Source organism: Bradyrhizobium sp. LA2.1 (assembly GCF_040547725.1).
Taxonomy (GTDB): domain Bacteria; phylum Pseudomonadota; class Alphaproteobacteria; order Rhizobiales; family Xanthobacteraceae; genus Bradyrhizobium; species Bradyrhizobium barranii.
Genome location: NZ_JBEPQI010000039.1, coordinates 18,150 through 43,530 on the forward strand (window position 1 = coordinate 18,150; position 25,381 = coordinate 43,530).

The 25,381-nt window shown below is 64.4% G+C and carries 23 protein-coding genes, 1 tRNA gene and 1 pseudogene; 11 read left to right on the forward strand and 14 right to left on the reverse strand.

Annotated elements, in window-relative coordinates:
• Window positions 1-72: 72 nt before the first annotated feature.
• Window positions 73-534: an Hsp20 family protein gene (locus ABIB95_RS43335; RefSeq protein ID WP_166349068.1), complete on the reverse strand. Its 462-nt coding sequence runs from the start codon at window positions 532-534 to the stop codon at window positions 73-75.
• A gap of 207 nt (window positions 535-741) precedes the next feature.
• On the opposite strand from ABIB95_RS43335, the gene ABIB95_RS43340 reads away from it, so the two are divergent.
• Complete coding sequence (locus tag ABIB95_RS43340; protein ID WP_354248731.1) at window positions 742-1,689, forward strand: alpha/beta fold hydrolase; 948 nt, start codon at window positions 742-744, stop codon at window positions 1,687-1,689.
• Window positions 1,690-1,832: 143 nt separating this feature from the next.
• On the opposite strand, the gene ABIB95_RS43345 is transcribed toward ABIB95_RS43340, so the two are convergent.
• Both ABIB95_RS43345 and ABIB95_RS43350 read right to left on the reverse strand, forming a co-directional pair.
• Window positions 1,833-4,643 carry a di-heme-cytochrome C peroxidase gene (locus ABIB95_RS43345; RefSeq protein WP_354248732.1) on the reverse strand — a complete coding sequence of 937 codons (2,811 nt, stop codon included), beginning with the start codon at window positions 4,641-4,643 and terminating at the stop codon, window positions 1,833-1,835.
• A 190-nt stretch (window positions 4,644-4,833) separates the two neighbouring features.
• Window positions 4,834-6,630 (reverse strand): adenylate/guanylate cyclase domain-containing protein, encoded by a 1,797-nt coding sequence (locus tag ABIB95_RS43350; protein ID WP_354248733.1) that lies wholly within the window; start codon window positions 6,628-6,630, stop codon window positions 4,834-4,836.
• A 214-nt stretch (window positions 6,631-6,844) separates the two neighbouring features.
• Between ABIB95_RS43350 and ABIB95_RS43355 the strand changes: the two genes are divergently transcribed.
• Window positions 6,845-7,477, forward strand: a complete 633-nt coding sequence (locus ABIB95_RS43355; protein WP_071909427.1) for a LysE family translocator — start codon at window positions 6,845-6,847, stop codon at window positions 7,475-7,477.
• Window positions 7,478-7,543: 66 nt separating this feature from the next.
• Window positions 7,544-7,954, forward strand: a complete 411-nt coding sequence (locus ABIB95_RS43360; protein ID WP_354248734.1) for a GFA family protein — start codon at window positions 7,544-7,546, stop codon at window positions 7,952-7,954.
• Window positions 7,955-7,957: 3 nt separating this feature from the next.
• On the opposite strand, the gene ABIB95_RS43365 is transcribed toward ABIB95_RS43360, so the two are convergent.
• Entirely contained in the window at window positions 7,958-8,710 is a 753-nt protein-coding gene (locus ABIB95_RS43365; RefSeq protein ID WP_028148087.1) for a sulfite exporter TauE/SafE family protein, read from the reverse strand.
• Between the two features lie 92 nt (window positions 8,711-8,802).
• On the opposite strand from ABIB95_RS43365, the gene ABIB95_RS43370 reads away from it, so the two are divergent.
• Complete coding sequence (locus tag ABIB95_RS43370; protein WP_166349072.1) at window positions 8,803-9,693, forward strand: LysR substrate-binding domain-containing protein; 891 nt, start codon at window positions 8,803-8,805, stop codon at window positions 9,691-9,693.
• Between the two features lie 220 nt (window positions 9,694-9,913).
• Here the strand turns inward: ABIB95_RS43370 and ABIB95_RS43375 are convergent, their stop codons facing one another.
• The 3 genes from ABIB95_RS43375 to ABIB95_RS43385 all read right to left on the reverse strand — a co-directional run bounded on the left by ABIB95_RS43375 (window position 9,914) and on the right by ABIB95_RS43385 (window position 13,133).
• Window positions 9,914-10,879 (reverse strand): Bug family tripartite tricarboxylate transporter substrate binding protein, encoded by a 966-nt coding sequence (locus ABIB95_RS43375; RefSeq protein WP_354248735.1) that lies wholly within the window; start codon window positions 10,877-10,879, stop codon window positions 9,914-9,916.
• A gap of 33 nt (window positions 10,880-10,912) precedes the next feature.
• Window positions 10,913-11,695, reverse strand: coding sequence for a histidinol-phosphatase (gene hisN / locus ABIB95_RS43380; RefSeq protein WP_014491808.1), 783 nt, complete (start codon window positions 11,693-11,695; stop codon window positions 10,913-10,915).
• 547 nt (window positions 11,696-12,242) lie between these two features.
• A complete protein-coding gene (locus tag ABIB95_RS43385) occupies window positions 12,243-13,133 on the reverse strand; it encodes an N-formylglutamate amidohydrolase (RefSeq protein WP_014491809.1) in 891 nt (296 codons plus the stop codon).
• A gap of 329 nt (window positions 13,134-13,462) precedes the next feature.
• Here ABIB95_RS43385 and cpdR point away from each other — a divergent pair, with 329 nt between their 5' ends.
• Both cpdR and ABIB95_RS43395 read left to right on the forward strand, forming a co-directional pair.
• Window positions 13,463-13,822 (forward strand): cell cycle two-component system response regulator CpdR, encoded by a 360-nt coding sequence (cpdR, locus tag ABIB95_RS43390; RefSeq protein WP_007597092.1) that lies wholly within the window; start codon window positions 13,463-13,465, stop codon window positions 13,820-13,822.
• Between the two features lie 73 nt (window positions 13,823-13,895).
• Window positions 13,896-13,970 (forward strand) — tRNA-Val (locus ABIB95_RS43395).
• 201 nt (window positions 13,971-14,171) lie between these two features.
• Here the strand turns inward: ABIB95_RS43395 and ABIB95_RS43400 are convergent.
• Both ABIB95_RS43400 and ABIB95_RS43405 read right to left on the reverse strand, forming a co-directional pair.
• A complete protein-coding gene (locus ABIB95_RS43400) occupies window positions 14,172-14,696 on the reverse strand; it encodes a Cif family virulence factor (RefSeq protein ID WP_354248736.1) in 525 nt (174 codons plus the stop codon).
• A 159-nt stretch (window positions 14,697-14,855) separates the two neighbouring features.
• Window positions 14,856-16,154, reverse strand: a complete 1,299-nt coding sequence (locus tag ABIB95_RS43405) for a heme-binding protein (RefSeq protein ID WP_354248737.1) — start codon at window positions 16,152-16,154, stop codon at window positions 14,856-14,858.
• Between the two features lie 469 nt (window positions 16,155-16,623).
• Here ABIB95_RS43405 and ABIB95_RS43410 point away from each other — a divergent pair, with 469 nt between their 5' ends.
• Window positions 16,624-17,109, forward strand: coding sequence for an L-2-amino-thiazoline-4-carboxylic acid hydrolase (locus ABIB95_RS43410; protein WP_354248738.1), 486 nt, complete (start codon window positions 16,624-16,626; stop codon window positions 17,107-17,109).
• Window positions 17,110-17,120: 11 nt separating this feature from the next.
• Window positions 17,121-17,366 (forward strand): hypothetical protein, encoded by a 246-nt coding sequence (locus tag ABIB95_RS43415; RefSeq protein ID WP_354248739.1) that lies wholly within the window; start codon window positions 17,121-17,123, stop codon window positions 17,364-17,366.
• A gap of 126 nt (window positions 17,367-17,492) precedes the next feature.
• Here the strand turns inward: ABIB95_RS43415 and ABIB95_RS43420 are convergent.
• Window positions 17,493-17,972 (reverse strand): annotated as a pseudogene (locus tag ABIB95_RS43420) (tautomerase family protein).
• A gap of 344 nt (window positions 17,973-18,316) precedes the next feature.
• Between ABIB95_RS43420 and ABIB95_RS43425 the strand changes: the two are divergent.
• Window positions 18,317-18,559, forward strand: a complete 243-nt coding sequence (locus ABIB95_RS43425; protein ID WP_354248740.1) for a hypothetical protein — start codon at window positions 18,317-18,319, stop codon at window positions 18,557-18,559.
• Between the two features lie 11 nt (window positions 18,560-18,570).
• Here the strand turns inward: ABIB95_RS43425 and ABIB95_RS43430 are convergent, their stop codons facing one another.
• Window positions 18,571-19,038: an NUDIX hydrolase gene (locus tag ABIB95_RS43430; protein ID WP_354248741.1), complete on the reverse strand. Its 468-nt coding sequence runs from the start codon at window positions 19,036-19,038 to the stop codon at window positions 18,571-18,573.
• Between the two features lie 231 nt (window positions 19,039-19,269).
• Here ABIB95_RS43430 and ABIB95_RS43435 point away from each other — a divergent pair, with 231 nt between their 5' ends.
• A complete protein-coding gene (locus ABIB95_RS43435; protein ID WP_063985690.1) occupies window positions 19,270-19,692 on the forward strand; it encodes a RidA family protein in 423 nt (140 codons plus the stop codon).
• A 12-nt stretch (window positions 19,693-19,704) separates the two neighbouring features.
• Here ABIB95_RS43435 and ABIB95_RS43440 read toward each other — a convergent pair whose 3' ends face one another.
• Window positions 19,705-20,793, reverse strand: a complete 1,089-nt coding sequence (locus tag ABIB95_RS43440; RefSeq protein ID WP_354248742.1) for an enolase C-terminal domain-like protein — start codon at window positions 20,791-20,793, stop codon at window positions 19,705-19,707.
• 195 nt (window positions 20,794-20,988) lie between these two features.
• Here ABIB95_RS43440 and ABIB95_RS43445 point away from each other — a divergent pair, with 195 nt between their 5' ends.
• Window positions 20,989-22,551 carry an adenylate/guanylate cyclase domain-containing protein gene (locus ABIB95_RS43445; protein ID WP_354248743.1) on the forward strand — a complete coding sequence of 521 codons (1,563 nt, stop codon included), beginning with the start codon at window positions 20,989-20,991 and terminating at the stop codon, window positions 22,549-22,551.
• Window positions 22,552-22,834: 283 nt separating this feature from the next.
• Here the strand turns inward: ABIB95_RS43445 and ABIB95_RS43450 are convergent, their stop codons facing one another.
• The gene (locus tag ABIB95_RS43450) at window positions 22,835-24,058 is read right to left on the reverse strand and encodes an ABC transporter substrate-binding protein (protein ID WP_135214796.1); all 1,224 of its coding nucleotides are present in this window, start codon (window positions 24,056-24,058) and stop codon (window positions 22,835-22,837) included.
• A 381-nt stretch (window positions 24,059-24,439) separates the two neighbouring features.
• A complete protein-coding gene (locus tag ABIB95_RS43455; protein ID WP_085403430.1) occupies window positions 24,440-25,372 on the reverse strand; it encodes an alpha/beta hydrolase in 933 nt (310 codons plus the stop codon).
• Window positions 25,373-25,381 lie beyond the last annotated feature (9 nt).

Sequence of the window (25,381 nt, forward strand, 5' to 3'; positions counted from 1 at the left end):
GATGCAATGCAAAACAAAAAAAACGCCCCGGGGCACCGGGGCGTTTTCGCAACTTGGCGGCTGTCGACGTGCTTAGGCGGCGACCGAGCTCTCGATCACCTGCGCCTTCGGCGCGCCCGCGTTGATGGCGATCTGGCGCGGCTTCTTGGCTTCGGGAATCTCGCGCACGAGGTCGACGTGAAGCAGCCCGTTCTCGAGCGAGGCGTCCTTCACCTGCACGAAGTCGGCAAGCTGGAAGGCGCGCTCGAAGGCACGCGCGGCGATGCCGCGGTAGAGCACTTCGGACTTCGAGTTCTCGTTGGCGACTTTCTCGCCCTTGATCGTCAGCGTGTTTTCCTTCGCGACGAGGGAGAGCTCGTCCTTGGCGAAGCCCGAGACCGCAACGGTGATGCGGTAGGTGTTCTCGCCGGTACGCTCGATGTTGTAGGGGGGATAACCGGGGCTGCCGTCCGAACCGGCCTGGTCGAGCAGGCTGAAGAGGCGGTCGAAGCCGACGGTGGAACGGTAAAACGGAGTCAGGTCGTAGCTACGCATGGTCTAGTCCTCCATTGAGCGACTGTTGGTAACCCGCCCGCCAATCGGGCCGGGCTTTAGTCTGTGTGCAGCCTGATGTTCCGGTTCCGAAACACTGGTAGCGGCCTGCACCATGGTGATATGGGTTCAGGGGAACGGCGTTCAAGAGGGCGGCAAGTTGCGCCTTTTCGGCGCTCCAGCCCCTTGATTTGCAGCATTTCTCGCCCAATGACGCTGATCTCGATTCCGTCCAATCCCGTTCCCGAAGACGTCGTCAGCGGCACCATCAAGACGCCCGATGGCGCCGAGCTGCGCTTTGCGCGCTGGGCGCCGCCGGCGAACCGCAAGGGCACGGTCTGCGTCTTCACCGGACGCAGCGAGCAGATCGAGAAATATTTCGAGACCGTGCGCGACCTGCGCGACCGCGGCTTCGCGGTGGCGATGATCGACTGGCGCGGGCAGGGCCACTCCTCGCGCCGCCTACGCGATCCGCGCAAGGGCTATGTGCGCGACTTCTCCGATTTCGAGATCGACGTCGAGACCTTCGTGCAGCAGGTGGTGCTGCCGGATTGCCCGCCGCCCTTCTTCGCGCTGGCCCATTCCATGGGCGGCACGGTGATGCTGCGGGTGGCGCATGCCGGCAAGCGCTGGTTCGACCGCATGGTGCTGTCGGCGCCGATGATCGACCTGCCCGGCCGCGCCACCTCGTTTCCGGCGCGGGCGCTGCTGAAGACGATGCGCCTGATGGGGATGGGCGGTCGCTATGTCCCCGGCGGCACCGACCACATCACCGGGCTCAATCCCTTCATCAACAATCCGCTGACCAGCGATCCCGTGCGCTATGCGCGCAATGCTGCGATCCTGGAGGAGGATCCGACGCTCGGGCTCGCGTCACCGACGGTCGCCTGGGCCGATACCGCCTTCCACGCCATGAACACCTTCAAGGGCAAGAACTACCCTTCCCAGATCCGCCAGCCGATCCTGATGCTGGCGGCCTCCAGCGACACCGTGGTCTCGACCGCGGCGATCGAGGAGTTCGCCTATCATTTGCGCGCCGGCTCCCATCTCGTGATCGCCGGTGCCAAGCATGAGATCCTCCAGGAGCAGGACCGCTACCGCTCCCAGTTCTGGGCCGCCTTCGACGCTTTCGTGCCGGGCACGCCGCTGTTCAAGTGAAGGGGCGGAAGCTTCCTGAGGACGGCTGATCGTTCCACAATCTCCGTCATGCCCGGGCCTGTCCCGGGCATCCACGCCTTGTTGCGATCAAAGAACGTGGATGGCCGGGACAAGCCCGGCCATGACGATGAACCTTCTCTGCCTCACAGCGTCTTCAGATACTCGATCAGGTCGTAGCGCTCTTGCTCCTTGAGCACGCGGCCGATGGTGCCGTCCTTGCCGGGGCCCGGCGTGCCATCGAACGAGTGGCCGGCATTGCTGTTGCCGAAGGTCTCGGTGCCATCAGACGCTCGCGTCGAGAAGCGCGACTGCCCGGTCTTGCAGCTCTCGCCGTCGACGACCGCGAAGCCGACCTCCTTCGGATCGTAGTCGCGACCACCACCCATGCAGAACGATTTGGGACGCTCGGCCGCGGGGCTCAGCATCCAGTAGAGCGAGGGCACCGATCCGTTGTGCAGGTAAGGCGCGGTGGCCCAGACGCCGTTGAGCGGGCGCGCGCGATACCAGGGCGGCGGCTCCTTCGCCTCGGCCGGCTGCGGACCGGGATTCGGGCAGTTCTTGCGCTCACCCCACCAGGCCTGCTGAACCTTCGGGTCGATCTTCGCATCGTCCATCGCTTTGCGGCTGACGATGTCGACGAGCACCATCAGCCCGACCGAGTACGGCATGTCGGTCGAGGAAATAGCCGGCAGATTGCAGCTCCACCAGGCATTGAGCTTCTGCGTGGGATCGAGCTCGAGAAAGCCCGGGACCTGAACCGTCCGCGTCTGCAGCACGCTGGCCTGAGCGGGATCGGTGCCCATGCCCTTGACGCTTTTCTGGACCTCGTTCAGGAATTTGTCTTTGCCGATGGTCTCCCAGCGCGACGAGGACCAGATGCTCTGGTCCGGAAACTCGGTGTCGAACACGGGATCGTTGACCGGCCCGAGATGGCATTCGACGCAGATCTGCGCGTAGAGCTTGCGGCCGTTCTTGACGCGCTCGCCATCGATCTTCCAGGCATTGTCGCCGAAGATGTCCGACGGCCATTTCGGCGATGTCAGTCCGGAGAGCTGCTTTTTCGGATAGGGCGCCGACCCCTTCAGCAGATCCTCGATCCAGTTCAGATTCTTGATATCCATCGACGAGCGGAACAGCGTGTCCTTGGGGGTATTGTCGGACAGATTGAGCAGCGCCGTCACGCCCAGCGCTTCGCCGGCGTTGCGGATCAGCGGTTGTTCGATGGACGCGTCATATTGCGCGAATTTGAGCCAGGGCACGGTCCAGATCGGCGGGAAGCTGACCGGCGCGTCCTTGGCATGCAGATTCTTTTCGAAGCCGCTGAGGCCGCTGAGCGTCATGTCCTGGGCGAAGACCTGATTGCCGATGCGGTTGAGCGCATCGAGACGGCCGTATCCTTCCTCGGTGTCCTGCTGCTTCTCTTCCCGCTTCGTCTTCTCGTTGAACCTCGTCTTGCCGTCGATGGTTTTCGCGTAGGTCTTCTCCCAGTCGATCAGGAATGTGCTGATCGTACGCAGCTTCTGCTTCAGCGCATCGCGATCCGCATCGCTGGCGGAGGGGCCGAGCACACGGTCGGCGAAGCGCGTAAAGCGACCCGGCACGAGCAGCGTGTAGGCGATCGACAGACCCGTCGTGACCTCGAGCTTCCTCAGATCGGTCATCGCCGGGCCGCCGTCGAAACGGATGTCGATGCCTTTGTAGTGAATCTGGCCGGTGTGGCAGGCGGCGCAGGTCAGGCCGATCCGGTCCTCGCCGACCTGGCCGGTCGCAGGATCCGGTACGCCGGTCATGCGCGCAAAGCCGACGGGCAGGCCGTCGACGTTTTCAGCCTGGGCGCCCCAGTTAACCGGCGGATCCCAAAGCCGCGCCGGCACGGGCTTAGTCTTGTCGTAGACGTTGGCATAGCCGAACCGGCGCAGCGTGGCGTCGTCGGTGTTGATCGTCTGCGGGCTCGGGATGAAGCCGAAGCGCTGCAGATGGTCGCTGTCATGCAGCATCCCGGGCTTTGCGAAGAAATGAAGCCGCGGCTGCTCGAGCGCCATGAACCAGCTGTAGGGCACCGGGAAGGTAGCGGTGCCCTGGCTGGCGTGATGAAACCAGTGCCGGTCCTCCAGCGCCCAGTTTTGCTCGAGCCAGTACGCGGCCTGGGGTTCGACAAGCTTCGGCAATGGCGGCGCCACGAGGTCACCGAGGATGCCGGGCAGCATCGGCTGGAATTGATCGGGAAAGCGCAGCGCCACGACGCCAAAGACGAGCAGCGCAGCGACGAGTCCGCCTGCAACGCGCAATATGAGTGAGGGCGGTTTGACCGGCTGGCTGACGACCCGCTGCGTGATCCTCTCAGGGAATTTGCGCTCGTTGAACAGCGTACGCACGTCGGCGATGCCGAGGTAGCGGTTCTCGCCTTCGCCCTTGCCCATGATCTTCAGCAGGATGGGCCATTCGAATTGCATCAAGATCCGGTAATACCAGCGCGCAGCGCTCCCGGCGCGCTTGAGATTGTCGCGCATGTAGGTTTGTATTTCCGACGCGTTGATGCCGGGCTCGGTGCCGCCGCCGTTCGGATCGGTATAGTCCCTGCCGAAGCTGGCCAGGCGGGCGATCTGATCCTCATTGACCTTGCCGTCGACGCCGAGGATGCGCGAACCGGCGCCGCGCTTGTCCAGGGGGCCGCCGCGCAGCGCATCGAGCTGTGCGCCCGAAAAGATACTCTTCAGGATGTGACCGAAGCCGTTGGCGATCAGCGCGATGCCGCGGGTCTCGACGCGGGCCACCGTCTTCATCAGCCCCTTGTCGCCGCTCGCATTCGCGATCGTCTGCGATAGCTTGCCGATCGGGACGGTCCCGCCGTCGACGAAACCTTCGCCGACGAGGCCGCGCAGGAAGGGGCAGGGATTGTCTGGCGAGACCTGGATCGAGGGATCGAAGGGAGGCTTCGAGGCGGGGTCGTTCATGGCCCAAAATCCTGAAAACAGCGAATCGTGAAATGAAGACGCGCCGATAGAGCGCGGAAAGTCCTAACAAACCGACAGCAGCTTATACTACTTCAGCGTGTAAAGAAGTGTGGCTGAATTCACGGTCGTGTCAATAAAAGCCGGCGCGAGGTTGCGAAGGGACTGGGTCGGGACCGAGAAGGCCCGCCTGTCAGGACTCGGCCGCGCGTTTGATGTCGCTTTGCACCAGGGTCAGCTTGCTGAGCGGCACGCCCGCGTTCAGAAGCCCCTCGCGGTAATGGGCGAGGTCCTCGGGCCGCTTCCAGTGGAAATTGCGCAAGTGACGATCGACATTCAGCGTCGGGTAGTTGCGCATCAGCACGCCGACGGCCTCGCCCGCCTCATCGTCCCGACCCAACTGTGCCAGCGCCGCGGCACGGATCGCCAGCGCCTGCATGTGGTTCGGGTTGATGTAGAGCTGCTCGCGCGCCCAGGACAGGGTCGCGTCGTATTGCCCCAGCAGATAATGGCTGAAGGCGTTCAGCGCGGCCCATTGGTAGCGCGGGTCGCTGTTGTCGCGCTGCGCGGCCATCGAAAACAGCTCGATCGCCTCGCGGTGCTCGCCGATGACGAAATGGCAGATGCCGAGCACGCCGCGTGCGCCGTTGTCGTAGGGGTTGAGCGCGACCGCGCGCTTGGCGGCGTCCATCGCGGCCTCGTAATGCGCCTCCATGGCATGGGCCCAGGACAGGATCGAGAAGGCGAAGGAGGAGCGCGGGTCGAGCCGGACGCTGGTCTCGGCGAGGGCCATCGCCTCGGCCCACATCTCGCGTGTGCCCTTGACCCACCCGAACTGGATGCTCTGGATCTGGATCGTGGCGAGATAGGCGTGCGCGATCGACAGTTTGGGGTCGAGGCTGATGGCTTCGCGGAACAGGTCGACGGCGGTGGCCAGGTCCTCCTTGGTCTGCCGGTAGTAGTGCGACAGCCCCTTGAGGAAGCGGTCCCAGGCGGTCACGTCGGTGGAGAGCCGCGCCGGCGCCGAGGCCTCGGCACGGACGATCTCGGTGGCGATGGCGGCGGACAGATTGGTGGTGATCTCGTCCTGCATCGCGAACAGTTCGCCGATGTCGCGGTCGTAGCGGCCGGTCCAGAGCTGCTCGCCGGTCTCCGGCGCGACCAGCTCGGCGGTGACGCGGATCTTGGCTCCGGCGCGCCGCACCGAGCCCTGGATCAGATAGGTGGCATCGATCTCGCGCGCGATCAGGCGGGTGCTGGTGTTCTTGCCCTTGAACGCGAAGGTCGAGTTGCGGCTCAGCACGCGATAGAAGGATTGCAGCGACAGCGCGTGGATCAGATCCTCGGTGAGACCGTCGGAGAAATATTCGTCCTGGGCGTCGCTGAGATTGGCGAAGGGCAGCACGCCGACGATCGCTGTGCGGTACTGCTGCGACAGCGCCGACGCCTCCCGGAGCTCGGGCGCGAGCGCCGGCGCACCCTCGGGCATCCAGGTCCAGACCCCGATCGGGTCCTTGATGTTCTTGAAGCGATGGTTGCCGGCATCGACCAGCAGCGCGGTCAGGTGCTTGCTCGCCTCCCGGTAGGCCTTGGCCGAGATGGCGAAGCCGCCGGGGCTCGCCACCGCTTCGAGGCGGACGGCAATGTTGACGTCGTCACCGAATACCTCGTCCTCGTCGGCGATGACGTCGCCCATGTGGATGCCGAGGCGAAACTGCATGGCGCGCTCGGCAGGCAAGTGGTGGTTGCGCTCCGCCATCAGCGTCTGCATCGCGATCGCGGCCTCGACAGCGCCGACGATGCTCGGGAACTCCAGCAGGAAGCCGTCGCCGGTGTTTTTGACGACGCGGCCGCCATGGTTGAGGATGATGGGATGGATCGCGCTGCGATGGGCCTTAAAGGCGGCATGGGTGCCGGCCTCGTCGCTGCCCATCATGCGCGAATAGCCGGCGACATCGGCGCAGACGATGGCGGCCAGACGTCTTTCCATAGTCCGGAGCTCCAAGGGATCGATGACCGGCCCCCGCGTGGCAGTCGCCTCGAATCCCGCATTTCCAAGAACACTGCCTTTATAGAGCAGATAAGGCCGAGCGAAAGCATGATCCGCATTGCAAATTTGAGGTAAATTCTCCGCAATCCTGGCGGTGGACGGCGGCGGCCGAACCGAATAAGCCCGCCTTTCAAGGCTGACGGGGGCACCTCACATGCTGGGCATTCACGAGATCTGGCTCTTCATCCTGTCGGGCATATTGCTCAACATCACGCCCGGCCCGGACTCGGTCTACGTGATCGGCCGCAGCATGCAGATGGGCTGGCGGGGCGGCGCCGCGGCCGCGCTCGGCATCAGTTTTGGCTGCTTTTTCCACGTCGCGGGCGCGGCAATCGGCCTTTCGGCGCTGCTGATGGCCTCATCGACCGCCTTCTCGATCCTGAAGCTGGTCGGCGCGGCCTATCTCGTCGTGACAGGACTTCAGATGCTGTGGTCGCGCCCGGCGCTGGCCGCAGCCATCGACGAGCCGGAGCGGAGCCCGCTGCGGCGGGTCTTCCTCCAGGGCGTCTTCACCAACGCGCTCAATCCCAAGGTCGCGCTGTTCTTCCTGGCCTTCCTGCCGCAATTCGTCGCAGCCGATTCCCCGCACAAGCCGCTCGCCTTCCTGACGCTCGGCCTGATCTTCATCTTTACGGGAACGTTGTGGTGCCTCGTGCTGGCGGCGTTCGCGGCAAGGGCGGCCCACCGGCTGCGCAAGTCTGAGGGCGCGATCGCCTGGGTCAACCGCGCCCTCGGCGGCCTCTTCATCTATCTCGGCATCCGCGTCGCCATGCTGGAGACGCGATAACTCATTCGAACGGATGACTGGTCCGGCATGCAGTCGGCCCGATAGAGGCCGCGCGGGGAGGTTTCGATGGTTCGTGGAAGCTGCCTATGCGGCGTCGTGCGTTTCGAGATCGATCAGGTGCGTGCGCTGACGCATTGTCATTGCGCCAATTGCCGCAAGCTGACCGGTGCGGCCTTCGCCACCTATGCCCATGTCGATGCCGACAAGTTTCGCTTTGTTGCCGGCGAGGACATGACGGTGGCTTACGAATCCGCGCCGGGGAGCTTCCGCCATCGCTGTAAGACCTGCGGCTGCCTGACGCCGGGCAAGGCGAGCTATCTGCCGACCGTCAGCATTCCCGCCGGCCTGCTCGATGACGATCCCGATGTCAGGCCCCGTCTCCACGTCTTCACCTCGTCGCGCGCACCGTGGTGGACTATCCAGGACGATCTGCCCCAGCACGAAAAATGGGTGCCAGGCTACGAACCCAAATCGTAAGCCTCAGGCGAACTCCTTCAGCAGCGCGCTGCCCGCGAGATAAACGCCGAGCAGGATCATCGCGATCAGGAACCAGCGGCGAAACGCTTCCGCCGGCATCCGCGCCCGCACCGACTGGCCGACGAACATGCCGGCAAAGGCCATGGCCATGCCCACGGCGCCCGGCACGGCGTTCGCCGGCGTCAGTAATCCGCCGGCGGTGAGATTGAAGGCGAGCGCCAGCGTCGCCGTCGTGAAGAACACGCCGAGCGCCTGCACCAGTTCGTCCTTCTCCATGCCGATCGCCTGCATGAACGGCATCGAGGGGATCACCTGCACGCCTGTCGAGGCCGAGATCACGCCGGTGATCACGCCGACCACGCCGCCGACCCATTTCTCGTTCTGCGGCGCGACGTGGAACTTGAATTTGCTGAGCCCGATGATCGCGTAGATCACGAGCAGGATTCCGAGCACGATCGTGCCGTAACGGGCATGCGGGCCGGTCAGCGCGCCGGCATTGAGCCAGCATCCGATCACGGTGCCGATCATCAGCGGCCACAGCCGCCTCAGGATGTCGCGCAGATAGGGGCCGGCGAAGGTCTGCCAGATATTGGTGACGATGGCGGGCACGATCACGATGGCGATCGCGCGGCTCGGCGCCATGTTCACCGCGAGCAGGCCCATGGACACGGTCGGCAGGCCGAGCCCGACCACGCCCTTGACGAATCCGGCGATCAGGAAGACGGCGGCGATGAGGATGAGGAGCGGGTCAATCATATCTTGCACATTGACCGAAGCCGCGCGCGGGCACAATCTGGAGGTTACGGAGACAGCCTTCGTTCCCGGCGGAGGCTGAGGAGAATCCAGCCATGCGCTTCGACCTCGTCGACCTCCAGCTCTTCATCGCGGTAGCCGACCAGCGCAGCATCACGCGCGGCGCGGAGCGATCGAATCTCGCCTTGGCCTCTGCCAGCGCGCGCATAAAAGGGCTCGAGGACGCGCTCGGCGTCGCGCTGCTCAAGCGCGGGCGGCGCGGTGTCGAGCTGACTGCGGCGGGCGAGAGCCTGCTCGATCATGCACGGGTCGTGATGCACCAGGTCGACGCCATGCGCGGCGATCTCGCCGGCTTTGCCAGCGGCGTGCGCGCGAGCGTGCATTTTCTCGTCAACACCTCGGGGCTGTCGGAGCATCTGCCGAAGGCGCTGGCGGGCTTCCTGCGCGAGCATCGCGACGTCGCCATCGACATCGAGGAGCGCGAGAGCACCGATATCGCGGCAGCGATCACCGCCGGTGCCGCCGATCTCGGCTTTGCCGCCGAGCACGCGCTGCCCGATCATATCGAGCGCTTCGTCTTCAGCGAGGACCACCTGACGCTGGTGACGTCCAGGCGCGGCCCGTTCGCCGGCCGTCGCCAGATCGATTTTCAGGAGACGGGGGATTGCGAGTTCGTCGGGCTGACCAGCGCCACTGCGCTCCAGATGCACATTTCGAAGCACGCCGCCCGGCTCGGCATGCGTCCGCATTACCGTGCGCGTCTGCGCGACTTCGACGCGATCTGTCAGATGGTCGCCGCTGACGTCGGCATCGCCCTGGTGCCGATATCCGCCGCCCGCCGCTGCGCCAAGCTGATGCCGCTGGCCATGGTCCGCCTGCGCGATGCTTTCGCCAACCGCAAGCTCGTGATCTGCGCCCGCAGCTTCAAGGCGCTGCCAAGGCCGGCCAAGATGCTGGTGGAGCATTTGCGGGCGGCGGCGGTGTAAGAGGCCTGTTGATGTGAGCCTGCGCTGCGGCTGTGCGCACAACTGCGCTCCCTCCCCCTTGCGGGGAGGGCGGGGGAGAGGGGTGGCCCAGGAAAAGGTATCGCTGTCGCGAAGAAGAGAGATCGATGGAGTCCCCGTGTGGACCCCTCTCCCTGGCCCTCCCCCGCAAGGGGGGAGGGAACGCACCTGTCGCGTTGTGAGGCCGTTCGCCTACCGCGCGCTACTTCGCCGTCTCGACGCCGGCGTCCTTGATCACCTTCGCCCACTTCTTCGTCTCGTCCGCGATGAAGCTGCGAAAATGCTCCGGCTCGTCGCCGATCAGCATCGCGCCTTGGGCGGCGAGCTTTTCCTTTACGGCCGGATCCGCCATGGCCTTCGTCGCCAGGCCATGCAGCGCGGTGACGATCTCTTTCGGCGTGCCCTTCGGCGCCACCATGCCGTACCAGTTCTCGATGCGAAGATCGGCAAAGCCCGCTTCCGCGGTGGTCGGCACGTCGGGCGCGGTCGCGGAGCGCTCCGCCGAGCCGACCGCGATCGGCTTCAACGCGCCGGCCTTGACCTGCGGCAGCAGCACCGGAAGATCCAGGAAGGTCATCTGCACCTGCTGCCCCAGGAGATCGTTCACCGCGGGAGCTGCGCCGCGATAGGGCACGTGGACGATGTCGATCTTGGCCGTCAGCTTGAACAATTCGCCGGCGAGGTGCGGCAGGCTGCCGGGGCCGGAGGAGGCGAAATTGAGCTTTCCGGGCTGCGCCTTGGCGAGCGCGATCAGCTCGCCGATGTCCTTTGCGGGCACGTTGGTGGCAACCACCAGCATTTCCGGCACGGTCGCAACCAGCGTCACCGGCGTGAGGTCGCTCGCGGTGTCGTAGGCGACCCGCTCCATGCTCGGGCTGATCGCGAGCGCGCCGGCTGAGGAGATGGCGATGGTGTAGCCGTCGGGCGCGGCCTTGGAGACCGCGTCGGTGCCGAGCACGCCGCCCTGGCCGCCGCGGTTGTCGATCAGCACCGGCTGCCCTGACAGCTCCGACATGCGCTGGCCGATCACGCGGGCAATGATGTCGTTGGGCCCGCCGGCCGGGAACGGCACGATCAGCTTGATCGGTTTTGCGGGGAAATTCTGCGCGGAGGCGAGGGCGGGAAACAGGAGCAGGAATGCGAGGAGGAGCTTAGGCCAGTTGTTCATGCAGGCTCTTTTCATGCACGCTCCTTGGGGCGTTTATCCGTTGAGCAGTTTCAGTGCTTCTTCGTGAACTCTAGCGTCGCCGGCCGCGATGATGCGGCCGCCGCCCTGGGCCGGCTTGCCTTCCCAGGTGGTGACGACGCCGCCGGCGCCGGTCACGATCGGGATCAGGGCTGCGATGTCGTAAGGCTTCAGCTCGGTCTCGACCACGAGATCGACGTGACCAGCCGCCAGCATGCAATAGGAGTAGCAGTCACCGCCATAGCGCGACAGCCGCGCGCCCTGTTCGATGCGGCTGAAGATGGCGCGGTCTCGTTCGTTCATCAGCAGCGGGCTGGTGGTATAGCTCGTTGCTTCCGACAGCGAGGCGCAGCGGCGGACTTGGAGCCGGCGCTCGCCGGACGGGCCTTTATAGGTGGCCGAGCCGTTGTCGCCGGAGAAGCGCTCGCCGATGAAGGGCTGGTGCATCATGCCGTACACCGGCGCGCCCTTGTGCAGCAGCGCGATCAGCGTGCCCCAGATCGGAAAGCCGCCGATGAAGGATTTCGTGCCGTCGATGGGGTCGAGCACCCAGACATAATCGGCGTCCTCGCGCTCATTGCCGAATTCCTCGCCGACGATGCCGTGCTGGGGGAAGCTCGCCTTGATCAGCCGGCGCATCACCGCCTCCGCGGCGCGGTCGGCCTCCGTCACGGGGTCGAAATCCTTGGTCTTGCTCTTGTCGTCGATCGACAGCGAGGTGCGGAAGAACGGCAGGATGGTTTCGCCGGAGGCGGTGGCGAGCCGTCCGATGAAGGCTGAGAAGTCGATCACCGTCACGGCGCATCCTCAAAACGAAAGTCGGGTGAAGCTCGCTCCTGCCTAGCTCAATTCGCTTCTCGCGTGCAGCGCTGAGTTGGTTTGCTCCCTGGTATTTTGGATGCCGCAACCGGCTGCCCCATCCCAGTCATATGCTGGCCAAATATCGATCATAGAGTTGAAAACTTAGTTCCGAGTATGCCTCGTTCGTATGCAAACGGTTATCAACCCATTGAATTTCCTTATCAAAGAAACTGAATCTGGGTTTCGCTATAAGCAATTGAGCCATGTGCATATTGCATGGGAAACGGCTCAAAAGCCCTTGCACTTTGTGCGTCGCGGCCGCATATTGTTGCGGTGCGGTAGCGCTCTGCGTTACCGCTGCCCTCCTTGGGCGTTTCCTCCCTAGACTTGGGCCGCTTCTTCATCAGAAGCGGCCCTTTTTTCTTTGAGCCTCGATCTTCACTTCGAGCGCGCGAAAACGCGAAGCGAAGATTCGGCGCACGATACGCTGGCAGCTTGATCTGATGTTTGATCGGCGACGCGATCGCGCGGCGACGGCTCGCGTCTATTCCGCCGCGGCCTGGAACGGGCCGAGATCGCCGAACGGGATCGTCGTCGCCAGCACGTCGGCGAGCACGCCGAAGTCGCTTGCCACTTGCGCAAAGCGCGGACTGCGCTCGCGCCGCCGCTCGTCCATGTAGATCGCGCGGTTGAGCTCGAGCTGCACCGCGTGCAGGCCGCTTGCGGGGTTGCCGTAATGCTCGGTGATGAAGCCGCCGGCATAGGGCTTGTTGCGGCCGATCGAATAGCCGAGCCCGCCCATGGTCTCCTCGACCCTGTCCGGAAGCAGCGGTGTGCAGCTCGTGCCGTAGCGGTCGCCGATCACGATGTCGGGCCGCCGCGGCTCGTCCCTGCTGACGCCGACCGAGGGCATCGAGTGGCAATCGACCAGCACCACGGTGCCGAACATCTGGTGCACCTTGTTGATCAGCCGGCGCAGCGCGCGATGATAGGGCTTGTAGAGCGTCTCGATCCGCGCCAGCGCATCGTCGACCAGGATGCGTTCGCGGTAGATCTCCTGGCCGTCGCCGACCACGCGCGGGATGGTGCCTAACCCGCCGGCGACCCGCATCGAGCGGGTATTGGCAAAGCTCGGCAGCCGTCCGGTGAACATGCGGGGATCGAGCTCATAGGGCTCGCGATTGACGTCGACATAGGAGCGGGGAAAGTTGACCCGCACGGTCGGAAAGCCGCGCTCGCTCAAATGGCCGATCAGCTCGTCCATGAAGGAATCTTCGGACCGCCGCAGCGTCGTCAGGTCGATCCTGGAGGCGCTGAGGAATTCGTCCGGATAGGTCGAGCCGGAATGGGGCGAGTTGAAGATGACAGGCGCGCGCCATTGCGCGGGCTCCACGATCTCGAAGGCGGGCGACACGTCGCCGTCAAACCGGGTCATCTTCTCAGGCTTCGTCCCTTCGCGCCGCGGGATCCGGGTCTCGGATCGAATTGATTCGGCCGGTGGAGCGGCTCTTATGTGTCGTCATTGTCTGGAATCGCAACCATTCTGCCAAGCGAAAAGATGTGATTGGCGCTGGAACATGTCTTAACCGTGTGGGCAGGGAAGCGGGGATGCGCCGGCGCGGCTCGATTGATTCGTTCCGCATTCGGGTTCACAAGGGACCGGCAGCGCAGCCAGCCCAGGGTAAAGATTTTCACCCCAAATTTACCCTCTGTCGGGCTTAGTAACCTCTGCTGATATCCTCTGGGGATTTGACGTTTCCTGCCATGCCCAAAATCCTGCTCGCCGAAGACGACAACGACATGCGCCGTTTCCTGGTCAAGGCGCTGGAAAACGCTGGTTTTCAGGTCTCGTCCCATGACAACGGCATGGCCGCCTATCAGCGGCTCCGGGAAGAGCCGTTCGAGATGCTGCTGACCGACATCGTGATGCCGGAGATGGACGGTATCGAGCTCGCCCGCCGGGCCTCGGAACTCGACCCCGACATCAAGATCATGTTCATCACCGGCTTCGCCGCGGTCGCCCTGAACTCGGATTCGGACGCCCCCAAGAACGCCAAGGTGCTGTCCAAGCCCGTGCATCTGCGCGAATTGGTCAGCGAAGTGAACAAGATGCTGGCGGCCTAAATCGGCCCCCTTCGGTCCTTGCACCGGCTCCCCTGAGCCGTTATAGGGACCCGACCCGATCTAGAGACATCTAGGGCGCGTAGCTCAGCGGGAGAGCACTACCTTGACATGGTAGGGGTCACAGGTTCGATCCCTGTCGCGCCCACCATCCTTCGCTCGCGATAGTGAGAGAAGGATGCCACGCCGAAGCCCAAAGGGCGCAGGCGGGCTGCCCGCCGCGAGCTTCGGCCAGGCAAGCCCAAACAATCTGCCATTGCGAAGCGCGCGTGTAGCCCGCATGGAGCGAAGCGCAATCCGGGATTTGCCCCGGTGTTGCAGCGAGCCACGCCGTGACGATCCTCGATCGCGGCTATTTCAGTTCCGTGTTCGCGACCGGCAGGACGGAGGCGACGGACCAGCCGTTCGCATCCCGCACGTAGGTCTGGCTGATCAGAAACGTATTCTGTTGGGGTGGCTTGCCGGGAAGGCCGCGCGTGAAGAGGATGGGAACGAGGACCTGGATGGCCTCGTTCGAGATCACGGCGACGTGGAATTTCGACATGTCGGGTTCGAGGTGCCAGGTGCCCTCGTAGTAGCCCTTGAAGCGGTCCGCGACCGCATCACGGCCTCTGGTTTCGATGCCTCTCGCAAACAACAGCGTGCCGGGCGAATTCCACAGCATGGCCTTCACATCGTCCGCGTTGTGCGCATTCTGCGCGGCAATGAATTTTTCGAAGATGGTTCGCGCCTCGGCATCATCTGCCGCGGCCAGCGCCGGCCCGGCTGACCAGGCGGTCGCCGCGAGAAACAGCGTTGCGGCAATTGCCGCAACATGACCGCGCCGTGCAAATCGTCGTAGCCTGATGGAGCCGCGGGACATCTTGGAAGGGGGCATGATCATCTCTCTTTTGGATGACAATGATCATACCATTGATCGTCTCGCCGGCTTTTCAGGATCGCGCGAGCGGCGGTCACCGTTGCATCACGGATGCGTTGGTTCACGCCACGTCCGATACCGCGGACGTGGCGCATCGTCGTCACCCCGCCATTCGCCTCACGTCAGCGGCAACAGATGATCCGGGATCGGCACGGGTGCGGCCGGCACGAGCGATGCGACCGAGACGTGCGGCCAGGTCAGGCCGGCGAAATCCAGCATGACCTTCTGTGAATACTGGATCTGCGTCGTCGCCACCCTGACATGACCACCCTTGAATCCCTTGTTGGGCACGAACGGGATCGCGGCGACGAAGCTCGGAACCAGCGGCACGTTGCTCCTCTGGCGCGGTTGCAGGATCACCGGCGGCGTTCCCGGCGGCAGGGCCGGCACGTCGATGTCGTAAACCACCGTCTCGATCCAGAACACCGCGTCCATCTGGAAGGCGTTGGCGTTCGAGCCATTGCCGCCCGGCGTCGGAACGGGCAAGCCCTGAAGGAACGCGATGTTCGCGGTGCCGCCGGCGAAGCTCGGCGCCTGCGGATGCGGGCCGGGCGAGGGGATGGCCGGCAAGGGTCCGCCGGACAGCGGCGTGCCGGGCTTCGTGGATGTCTCGATGACGATGGTCTGCGTGATGGTCTGATGCGCGATCTGATCGCGCAGCACCGTGTTCGGGTCGGTGATCATCGCCTGGGTGAGCTTGCCGGAAGCCATCAGTGCGGTCAGATCCTGAGGTAGCCTGCGAGTCGTCTTGTTGGTCGCGGTCTGGTTCTGGAATGTGATCTTGTTGCCCGGATTGCCGCCGATGAACGGTGTGATGTCGATGGCCGCGATGGTTGGCTTACCGGCGACCGGAGGCAGCGCGGTGCCTTGCGCAGTGATCGTCGTGCCGTGCGGGATCGACGCCATGCGCGCGACGGTGAACGGCTCGTGCGGATTGGTGGTGGCGGGCACCGCCAGCCAGATGCCGGGTTCGAAGTGAATGCCCACGGGCGTTCCCGTGGTGATGTCGTTGATGGTCTGGAGGTACGGCACGCCGTTGAGGAATGCATCTGCCTGCTGCAGCGAGCCGCGATTGGGAATCGAGCCGAGATTGTTCGAGAACGACATCGTCTCGTCGGTGAGATTCAGCTCCAGCACGTTGTCGTCGGGGTCGGTGGTGTTGATCGGCCCCGGCATCGGCGTCGGCGTGATCTTGCTGTCGGGCCGGAAGATCGTATTGAACCCCTGTCCTGTGAAGGTGCCCGTGAAGGCCGACAGCGGACCGAGGATGGGCGGCAAGGTGACCGGCGGATGCGCAGCTCGGGCGGCGGCCCCCGCGGCGGGCTGCGCGGCGTCCCTGAACACCTCGTCGACCTCGTGGATGGAGAAATTCGCGGTCTTGGTGAATGCACTGGTGAGTGGTTTGGGCTCGTCCATGGTGATCCCTCGCGATGCTGCAACTGTCGATGCCGGCATTTCCCCGGGCCGGCTGTCCGGGCAGGTGAGTCCTGCGCTATTGCGCCTCGTGATCCCGATCGCGTCTCGTGATCTGCCCGATGCTCGGCATGACAACATCGTTCACGCGTGCTCATGCGCGCGTGCCGACTACGAACATCGATCGGCCCTACGTTGTCGGCTGGGCCGGATACTGAACGGATCTGCGTGAATCGATCGTGATTTTCAACTTGCGGTTCGGGCAAATGTGCGGTCGGGAAATCGGCGAGCCCTGCGAACTGAGCGAAGCATTGCTTCCTTCTCCGTGCTCGAAAATGAGATCATCAAAATGGATGTCGGGCGCCTGGCCGGCTTCGGTTATGCTGGACCATCATACAACCTTAAGATGGTCGCAAATGTGTGCCAGGTCACAGGGCCAAAGAGTCGCAGCAGCGGACGAGCGAGGCTGCCCATGAGCGTTTCCGTCATCGAGCAAGCAAAAATCCAGGCGCAGGTGCTGGTGCCGCTGGTCAAGGCATTGCAGGCCGAGCTCGGCGAGGCGCGCGCCAACGCACTGGTGCGCAAGGCACTCGGCGATCTCTATCGCGGCTTCGGCGAGGAGTTCTGGAAAACGAAGAACGTGACCGAGAACAAGACCGATCTTGGCAAGGCCGTCTCGTCGGCGTTCAAGACCTATGCCCGCGACGACGCGCTCGCCTATGACGTCGTCGAGCAGACGGCGGACACCTTCGCGTTCGACGTGACGCGATGCGCCTATGCCGAGTTCTACAAGGCACTGGGCGAACCGGAGCTCGGCTTCCTCCTGGTCTGCACTGCCGATTTCGCGACCGCGGAAGGGTTTGGTCCCGACGTCAGGCTCACGCGCACGCAGACGATCATGCAAGGCGCCAGCCATTGCGATTTTCGCTACCGGCGCGACGCCGGGGGATCACGGTGAAGGGGACGCAAATGATGCGGGCAAGCTGCCTTGCCATGGCTGCGCTGGCGCTGATGGCATCACGCGCCGATGCGGCGATCATCGACTGGCAGGCCGAGCTCCAGCGCTGCCGCGTGCTGCGGCAGAACGTGGCGCCGCTGCTTCAGGCCGGCGAGGGAATATCCGCCGTCGGCCGCTCCAACAGATCCGTCCGTCGCTGCATCTGGATCCAGCGCATGGCGGTGCGCAGGAAAATCCCCGGCGCGGAGGCGTGGTAGCAGGCGCCCGTCAGGTGGACTGGCTCTTCTGCCGGAGCAGCAGGTCCTTCAGTCCTGTCGGATAGAGGCTCGGTCCGCCCTGCGGAGCGGCGTCTTGCGTCGATCGACAGTCCTGCGGGCGTCGCCTCAGCCGGCGGACACGCCCGGCTTGAACAGGGCTCCGACCGGCAGCTTTTCCTGGAGGTCATACGAACTCGGCCGGTTCTCCTTGACCCATCTTTTTTCGGCGTGGGATTCGAATGGCGGCGGAATTTGCCCCTGAATCGACCAAAGGTCGGCCGGTAGCTCGTCGATGGTGACCTCCCAGTCGTATCCCCGGTCCTTGACGTAGGGCGCGATCAACTTGTCGACTGCTTTCACCTACCATTCCCTGATGACGGGGCCGGGCATTGTCCTCGCCATGTGGTCGATCTTGAAGCGGACGAATTTCTCGTGCGAAGCTCCGCCGACATAGACCGAACCTGCGGCGACTTCCTCGAAGATCATCACGGCGTAGAATTTCGGGATGGGAATCCTCGCATACATTGCGGTGACCTTCTCTGCGAATTCCTTCTTGTCATGAGCCGAGTAGGCCCCGACGGGGTGATAGACTTTCCACAACGGCACTCGAGTTCTCCTTGACGTTGGCTGGTTCTTAGGGAAGCCCGCGCAGCATTTGGTATGATGGGGATAATATCACTGACTGCGCCGTCGGCTCTTCAGGATCTGGCGATCCGCGGTAACCGCTGAATCACGTCTGCGTTGGCTCAGCCTTGTTGGGGCCGCCACAGCTGGGCGAGCCGGAGCTCGGCTTTTCTCCTTTGTCTGCACTTCCGACTTCGCGACTGCGGAAGGGTCCGGCCCCGACGTCAAGCTGACGCGGGCGCAGACCATCATGCAAGGCGCGCGAGCCATTGCGACTTCCGCTACCGGCGCGACGCGGGGGGATCACAGTGAAAGGAATGCGAACGATGCGGGCGACCTGTCTTGCAATGGCTGTGCTGGCGCTGATGGCGTCATGCGCGGATGCAGCGGTGATCGACTGGCAGGCCGAGCTCCAGCGCTGCTGGGCGCTGCGCGCGAACATCGCGCCGCTGCTTCAGGCCGGCGAGGGGATATCCGCCGTCGGCCGCTCCAACAGGTCCGTCCGTCGCTGCATCTGGATCCAGCGCATCGCGGTGCGCAAGAAGATCCCCGGTGCGGAGGTTTGGTAGTCAGGCGCCCGTCAGGCGGACTGGCGCTTCCGTCGGAGCAGCACATCCTTCAACCCGTTCGGATAAAGGCTCGGCCCACCCTCGACGTCGAGCTCCGCAAGATCGAACCAGCGTGCGACGATCTCTTCGCCGTTATCCTCGCGGAAGTCGACGCGGTCCTGGCCGCTGAACGCGCCGTCTGGAAGCGCGACCTCCGCGATGAACATCACCTCATGCCCGGTCGATCCCTCGTGCATAAAAATGTTCTCCATCACCAGCGGCTCGCCCGTGATGGTGATGTCCACGCCAAGCTCTTCGCAAAATTCCCGCGCCAGCGCAGTCCGCCAGCTCTCGCCGAACTCGATCTCGCCGCCGAGCGGGCGCACGCCCTTGATCCGCCCCGCATCGTCGCGCACCTCGGCCGCCAGCAGGCGCCCGTCCCGCCAGTGCAGGCCGAGCGCGACGACGCGGATATGAGGGTGGGGCCGCCATGTGGACATGGGGGCATCGTTATCGTGCCCGCCGCCGCTGCGCAATGCGCGGTGGCGAGGCCTTGTCGGGCTGGATCCGCACTGCCTTCGGCATGCAAATGCTTCGCAGCCTTGATCCGTGACTCGCCGCCTGCCATTGTCCGGTCCTCCATTAGGGCGACGAGCCTGGTGAGATACAATTTGCGGCGTTCGGCGAAACGTGTCGCTTCGCCGGACGTGACGAGAAGGCAGGTTTTCGAGATGAACAGCGTGAACAAGCCCGGCGGCAACTATTTGCCGGTGATCATCCATGGTGGAATTGCGTATGTCAGTGGTCAGCTGCCGCGTCGCGGTGAGGACCTGCTGTATGCGGGCAAGGTCGGCGCAAATGTCGATATCGCGGCCGCGCAGGAGGCCGCTGCTCTCTGCGCCGATCTCTGCATTTCGGCCATCAACCACGCAACAGGCGGAGAGGACAGAATCGTCCAGGTCCTGCAGCTCGTTGGATACATTGCTTCAGCGCCCGGATTTACCCAGCAGTCGCAAGTCATGAATGGGGCCTCCGACCGGCTGATCGAGCGTTTGGGCGATCGCGGTCGTCACACGCGCACGTCTGTCGGCGTCGCCGAGTTGCCGCGGGGCGCTCCCGTCGAGCTGAGTATGATTGCCGCTGTTCGGTCGTAAGAAGCGATCTTATCAGACGAGATATTTCTTCACCGCCGCCTCGTCCCACGCGATCCCGTTGCCCGGCTCCTCGCCCGGCAGGGCAAAGCCGTCCTTGATCTTCAGCCGTGTCGCCAGCACCGCGTCGGCCCAGTCGACATATTCCAGCCAGTGCGCGGTCGGCGTCACGCAGAGCAGGTGCGCGCTCACTTCCGAGAACAGGTGCGTCGACATCTCGATGCCGGCGGCCTGCGCGAGCGCGGCGCCGCGGAGCCAGCCGGTGACGCCGCCGATGCGCTGGACATCCGGCATCACGTAGTCGCAGGCCTCCGCGGACAGCGCCGCCTGCATCGAGAAGGCACTGTCAAAATTCTCGCCGATCTGGACCGGCGTGCGCAGCGCATCCGCGATGCGAGCATTGCCCTCATAATCGTCATGGCGGATCGGCTCCTCGATCCAGGTCAGCCCCTCGTCGTCGAGCATCTCGCCGCGGCGGATGGCTTCGGTGACCGTCAGGGCTTGGTTGTAGTCGCACATCAGCGTGACCTGATCGCCGACGGCCTTGCGCACCGCGCGCACCACGGCGAGATCCTCCCGCGCATCGGGCCGGCCGACGCGGATCTTTGCGGCGTGAAAACCTTCGGCCAGCAGCTTGTGGGCTTCGTCCACCGCGGCGCCCGCCGGCATGATGCCGAGCCCCTTCGAATTGTAGGCCCTGACTGGCTTCGGCGCGCCGCCGAGCAGGCGCGCGAGTGGCAGGCCCTTGCTGCGTGCCAGCGCATCCCATGCCGCCATGTCGATGCCGGATTGCGCCAGCCGCTGCAGGCCGGCGAGGCCGAGCAGGGTGAAGCGCTGGGTCAGCTTGCGCTCGATCTCGAACGGCAGCAGCTCGTCGCCGGCGACGAGCTCCGACATTTCCGTGACCATCGCCGTCAGCGGCTTCAAGGCCGACGGCGTGATCGAGAACAGATAGGCATGCCCCACCGCGCCCTGGTCGGTCTCGCAGTCGATCAGCACCAGCGGCGCCTTTGCGACCGCGCCGGTCGAGGTCTTGAGCGGCAAATTCATCGGCACGATCACGGGGCGCGCATTGAAGCGCCTGATGCGGATGGTCTCGGTCATATGGAGGATCTCCCGGCGGAGTGAATGCAGGTTCATGCCGATCTTAAACAATCGCCATGAAACGAAAAGCCATTTGCTGCGACCCACCATGAAATGGGGTTGCGCGGCCTCGCATTTGCGGGCTCTGTGCCGCCGCAAGCTCTTGCCGCGAATTCCAGGGATTTGCGACAAGATCGCACACGACGGAGCCACAGGGTGAAACAAGAGATCTCCGAAGAACAGCGCAAGAGCGGCATCCTCACGGGGGCCGTGATCGCCTTGCTCCTGCTCGCTTTGCCGGTCGCGGTGTGGCTGGACCTGACCGACCTCAGCAAGACCGCGCTGCGCCGGCAGGCCGCCGACCTCAACTCGGTGATCACGAGCGTGCGCAGCTACTATGCGTCCAACGTGGTCGGCCGCATCCTGGCCAATCCGAATGGCACCACCAGGGTCGTGCACAACTACGAATCCGTCCCCGGTGCGATCCCGATCCCGGCGACGCTGTCGCTGGAGCTCGGACGGGTGATCGGCGCGCAGCAGGAGAACATCGCCTACCGCTTCGTCTCGGATTTCCCGTTCCAGAACCGCGCCGCGCACCAGCTCGACAAGTTCGAGAAGGACGCGCTCGACGCGCTTCGCAAGGACCCCGAGCAGAAGATCGTCGAGACCGAGACCTCGCTGTTCTCTGACAAGGTCCGCCTGGTCGCGCCCGTCACGATGGGCCCGGCCTGCGTCAGCTGCCACAACAGCCACCCCGAGAGCCCGAAGAAGGACTGGAAGGTCGGTGACATCAGAGGCATCCAGGAGGTGATCATCGCGCAGCCGATCGCCGCCAACATCTTCTCGTTCAAGTTCCTGCTGGCCTATTTCCTGATCGCCGCGGGCTGCGGCCTGTCGTTCCTCTCGCTTCAGCGCCGCCAGGCCGGCCGCATCAAGGGCATGAACAAGGAGCTCGAATCCGCCAACGATTTCCTGGCTTCGTTGTCGATGAAGATCTCGCGCTACATCCCGCCCCAGGTCTACAAGAGCATCTTCAGCGGCCAGAAGGACGTCACCATCCACACCGAGCGCAAGAAGCTCACGATCTTCTTCTCCGATATCCAGAATTTCACGGCGACCGCGGAGCGGCTTCAGCCGGAATTGTTGACCCAGCTCCTCAACGAATATTTCACCGAGATGTCGGCGATCGCCCATGAATATGGCGGCACCATCGACAAGTTCATCGGCGATGCCATGCTGATCTTCTTCGGCGACCCCGAGACCAGGGGCGACCGTGCGGACGCTGAGGCCTGCCTCCAGATGGCCTGGCGCATGCAGCAGCGTCTTGCCGAGCTCAATGCGAAGTGGCGCGCCTCCGGCATCGAGCAGCCGTTCCGCTCGCGCATGGGCATCAATTCCGGCTATTGCAATGTCGGCAATTTCGGCAGCAGCGACCGCATGGACTACACCATCATCGGTGCCGAAGCGAACCTCGCCGCGCGTCTGCAGTCGATCGCCGAGCCCGGCGGAATCGTGCTGAGCTACGAGACCTTTGCGCTGGTCAGCGACATCGTCCGTGCCCACGCGCTGCCCGCGATCACGATGAAGGGCATCAGCCGCGAAATCATTCCCTATTCGGTCGACGCGCTCAACGACGCGGCGGCGGAGAAGAGCGGTGTCATCACCGAGCGCGCGCCCGGCCTCGAGCTGTATCTCGACCCTGCCGTGGTGAAGTCAGGCGATGCAGCACGCGTCCGCTCGCTCCTGGAAAACGCGCTGGCCGCGCTCAAGCCGGCGTGAGGGTGCGCGTGCGTCGTTTCCCATTGAGAGAGTGTGCCGTGTGGCACCCCTCTCCCTAGCCCTCCCCCGCAAGGGGGGAGGGAACGCATTTGCGCGTGTGGCTACGTTAAGGGACGACAATTGGCTTTGGTCCTGTGAACTCATTGAGCTTGTGAGCCCAGCCTTCGCCGCGCGGCACACTGCGCTCCCTCCCCCCTTGCGGGGGAGGGCGGGGGAGAGGGGTGGCCCAGCAAAAGGTGCGTGCCTGAACGCCGCGCTGCACCAACCAGCGTCGACGCGAGACTCACCGCGCCGCCCCCTCCGTGAACGCGGTCTCGATCACGTCGCCAAAAGGTTGCCAGGAACGGCCGTCGAACTGGACAAGCCGCATCTGCTTGATCGGCAGGTAGCTGTTCGGCGAGGTGCTCATCCTGATGTTGGGCAAGGCAACGGAGGGCTGCTGATCCCTCAGCGAAGCCGCCTGACGCATGATGTTCTCGCGCGACAGGTCGTCGCCGCATTGCTTCAGCACCTGCGTCAGCGCCTCGGCTGCGCCGTAGCCGTAGACCGCGGCGCTGTTGTTGGTGCTTTCGACGTGATGGTACTTGTCCATGAAGGCGAACCAGTCCTTCATGGCGGGGTCGTTCTTCCATGCGGGGTCGCTCGGATCCTTCAGGAAGGCCGCCGAGATCACGCCGGACGAATTCTCCAGGCCCGCGGGCGCCATCGCGTTGGCGATCGAGGCGGAGGCGTCGTTGACGATGATGACCGGGCGCCATTTGAGTGACGCCGCCAGCTTGATCACCTTGGACGCCGTCGACGGCACGCCGAGAAAGACGAAGATGTCCGCGCCGGCGCGCTTGAGGATCGAGACATGCCCTTCGAGATGCTCATCGGCAATGTCGAAGGCGATGTCGACGAGGACAAGGCGGTTCAGGTCGCCAAGACCTTCCTGGATGCCCCTGTAGAGCATGCGTCCGAACTGGTCGTTCTGCCAGAGCACCACGATCTTCTTCTTGGGGTAATAGGCCTGGATGTAGTTGGCATAGATGCGCCCCTCCGACCGGAACGACGGCTGCCAGCCCATGGTCCAGGGAAACGCCTTGGCCTGGCTCAGCTCCTCGTCGCCGGATGCGACGAACAGCTGCGGGATTCTCTTCTCGTTCAGGTACCAGCGCGTGGCGATATTGCCGGGCGTGCCGAACGAGCCGAACATCAGGTGCACGTCGTCCTTTTCGACCAGGTTGCGCGTCAGCTCCAGCGCGGTGGCCGGATCGGAATTGTCGTCGCGCGTGATGAAGCGGATCTTGCGGCCGTTGATGCCGCCGCGCGCGTTGACCATGTCGAAATAGGCGGCTTCCGCCTGGCCGATGGCGCCGAATTCCGAGAGCGGTCCCGAATACGGCATCACGTTGCCGATGCGGATTTCATCGCCGCTCGCGGGTTGTTCGGCGTGTTGCTGGGACATCGCGCCAAGCGACGCGATAGCGATCATCGAAACGAACAGCATCCTGCCGATGACGCGCATGCTCGATACCTTGATATTGGCCCCTCCAAGAGGTCGGCTCAATCCGCACCAAGTCCGCTTGATCTACGTCAAGCGTTTGTCAAAGCTGTGGCTTGATCGCCCGCTTCAAGGCGACGCATCGCGAACGAAACGACAGCCGTGTTGACGGGCCATCAATCGACAGAGCGTGCCGTGTGGCACCCCTCTCCCTAACCCTCCCCCGCAAGGGGGGAGGGAACGCATCTTTCGTTTGGCGAGTGACTCCATTCATTGGCGCGTCGGCGATGAGGGCACAGCGTGGCCACGTGCTCCGCTGCGCTCCCTCCCCCCTTGCGGGGGAGGGCGGGGGAGAGGGGTGGCCCAGCAAAAGGTGAAAGTCGTCGCGCCGCCCGCAACGCGCCGCTACGGCAGCTCCCGCGCCTCGAGCTGATGCACCAGCAGCAGCGTCGGTTCGGCGAGGCTGTCGCCGGAGCCGTCGAGGCCGAAGGCGGCGGCGATGCCGTCGCGGCTGCGCAGCAGCGTGCTGCGCGGGCAGTGGCCGGCGCCGCACAGCGTCTTCTTCAAGGTCTCGCCCTGCGCCACGAGGCTCGCCGGATCGTTCGCGGCCCAGGCCAGCACGATCGGCGCATCGACGTTGAGGATGCCGGGGAAGACCGACCGCTTGTCATATTGGGTGGGGTCGGTGCCGAGATAGGCCTTCTCGCTGTCGCTCGCGTCCTTGCCCGCGCGATAGATCCCGGACACCAGCACGACGGCCGCGACATCGGCGCGGTCGGTCTGGAATTCGGGATGCGCCAGCAAGGTGGCGACATGGAAGGCGCCGGCGCCGTAGCCGACCGCGACGATCTCGCGGGCATCGCCATTGAACAGGTCGATATTGCCGTGGACCCAGGATAGCGCCGCCGCGACGTCGGTTGCACCCATCGGCCAGGTCGCCGCAGGCGCAAAGCGATAGTTGACGCGCACGCCGATCATGCCGTTGCGCGCGGCAAAGCACATCGCCTGGTCCTGGACCTCGCGGGACAGGTCCGGCGCGCCGCGATCGCCGGTAAAGGTGTCGCCCCCCACGAACAGCAGCACGGGCCGGGGCGTATCCGCCTTGGTCTCGCTGCTGGTGGCGACGTCGAGCACATTGGCCTCGCTGTCGCCGTAGCGCAGCCCGCGCGAGAAGGAGATCTGCTCGCACAGCCGCGCGGTGCCACCGGCGGTCGTGTCGTTGTCGGTGAGGCCCACCCGGACGAGATTGGACGGCCCCGTGAGCCGCGCCGGCAATGGGCCGTGTGCCGAGGCTGCCGTCATGCCCAGGATGAGAAAGAAAGCGAGATAATTCTTCATGTTGGTATG

What these genes read in the sequence shown, in the direction of transcription:
- ABIB95_RS43425 (WP_354248740.1), top strand. Translation starts at nt 18,317, where the DNA reads ATGCGGGCGACCTGTCTTGCAATGGCTGTGCTGGCGCTGATGGCGTCA.
- ABIB95_RS43385 (WP_014491809.1), bottom strand. Translation starts at nt 13,133, where the DNA reads ATGACCCGGTTTGACGGCGACGTGTCGCCCGCCTTCGAGATCGTGGAG.
- ABIB95_RS43335 (WP_166349068.1), bottom strand. Translation starts at nt 534, where the DNA reads ATGCGTAGCTACGACCTGACTCCGTTTTACCGTTCCACCGTCGGCTTC.
- ABIB95_RS43410 (WP_354248738.1), top strand. Translation starts at nt 16,624, where the DNA reads ATGAGCGTTTCCGTCATCGAGCAAGCAAAAATCCAGGCGCAGGTGCTG.
- ABIB95_RS43360 (WP_354248734.1), top strand. Translation starts at nt 7,544, where the DNA reads ATGGTTCGTGGAAGCTGCCTATGCGGCGTCGTGCGTTTCGAGATCGAT.
- ABIB95_RS43435 (WP_063985690.1), top strand. Translation starts at nt 19,270, where the DNA reads ATGAACAGCGTGAACAAGCCCGGCGGCAACTATTTGCCGGTGATCATC.
- ABIB95_RS43370 (WP_166349072.1), top strand. Translation starts at nt 8,803, where the DNA reads ATGCGCTTCGACCTCGTCGACCTCCAGCTCTTCATCGCGGTAGCCGAC.
- ABIB95_RS43405 (WP_354248737.1), bottom strand. Translation starts at nt 16,154, where the DNA reads ATGGACGAGCCCAAACCACTCACCAGTGCATTCACCAAGACCGCGAAT.
- ABIB95_RS43440 (WP_354248742.1), bottom strand. Translation starts at nt 20,793, where the DNA reads ATGACCGAGACCATCCGCATCAGGCGCTTCAATGCGCGCCCCGTGATC.
- ABIB95_RS43450 (WP_135214796.1), bottom strand. Translation starts at nt 24,058, where the DNA reads ATGCGCGTCATCGGCAGGATGCTGTTCGTTTCGATGATCGCTATCGCG.
- ABIB95_RS43340 (WP_354248731.1), top strand. Translation starts at nt 742, where the DNA reads ATGACGCTGATCTCGATTCCGTCCAATCCCGTTCCCGAAGACGTCGTC.
- ABIB95_RS43375 (WP_354248735.1), bottom strand. Translation starts at nt 10,879, where the DNA reads ATGAACAACTGGCCTAAGCTCCTCCTCGCATTCCTGCTCCTGTTTCCC.
- ABIB95_RS43415 (WP_354248739.1), top strand. Translation starts at nt 17,121, where the DNA reads ATGATGCGGGCAAGCTGCCTTGCCATGGCTGCGCTGGCGCTGATGGCA.
- ABIB95_RS43430 (WP_354248741.1), bottom strand. Translation starts at nt 19,038, where the DNA reads ATGTCCACATGGCGGCCCCACCCTCATATCCGCGTCGTCGCGCTCGGC.
- ABIB95_RS43400 (WP_354248736.1), bottom strand. Translation starts at nt 14,696, where the DNA reads ATGCCCCCTTCCAAGATGTCCCGCGGCTCCATCAGGCTACGACGATTT.
- ABIB95_RS43455 (WP_085403430.1), bottom strand. Translation starts at nt 25,372, where the DNA reads ATGAAGAATTATCTCGCTTTCTTTCTCATCCTGGGCATGACGGCAGCC.
- ABIB95_RS43345 (WP_354248732.1), bottom strand. Translation starts at nt 4,643, where the DNA reads ATGAACGACCCCGCCTCGAAGCCTCCCTTCGATCCCTCGATCCAGGTC.
- cpdR (WP_007597092.1), top strand. Translation starts at nt 13,463, where the DNA reads ATGCCCAAAATCCTGCTCGCCGAAGACGACAACGACATGCGCCGTTTC.
- ABIB95_RS43365 (WP_028148087.1), bottom strand. Translation starts at nt 8,710, where the DNA reads ATGATTGACCCGCTCCTCATCCTCATCGCCGCCGTCTTCCTGATCGCC.
- ABIB95_RS43355 (WP_071909427.1), top strand. Translation starts at nt 6,845, where the DNA reads ATGCTGGGCATTCACGAGATCTGGCTCTTCATCCTGTCGGGCATATTG.
- ABIB95_RS43350 (WP_354248733.1), bottom strand. Translation starts at nt 6,630, where the DNA reads ATGGAAAGACGTCTGGCCGCCATCGTCTGCGCCGATGTCGCCGGCTAT.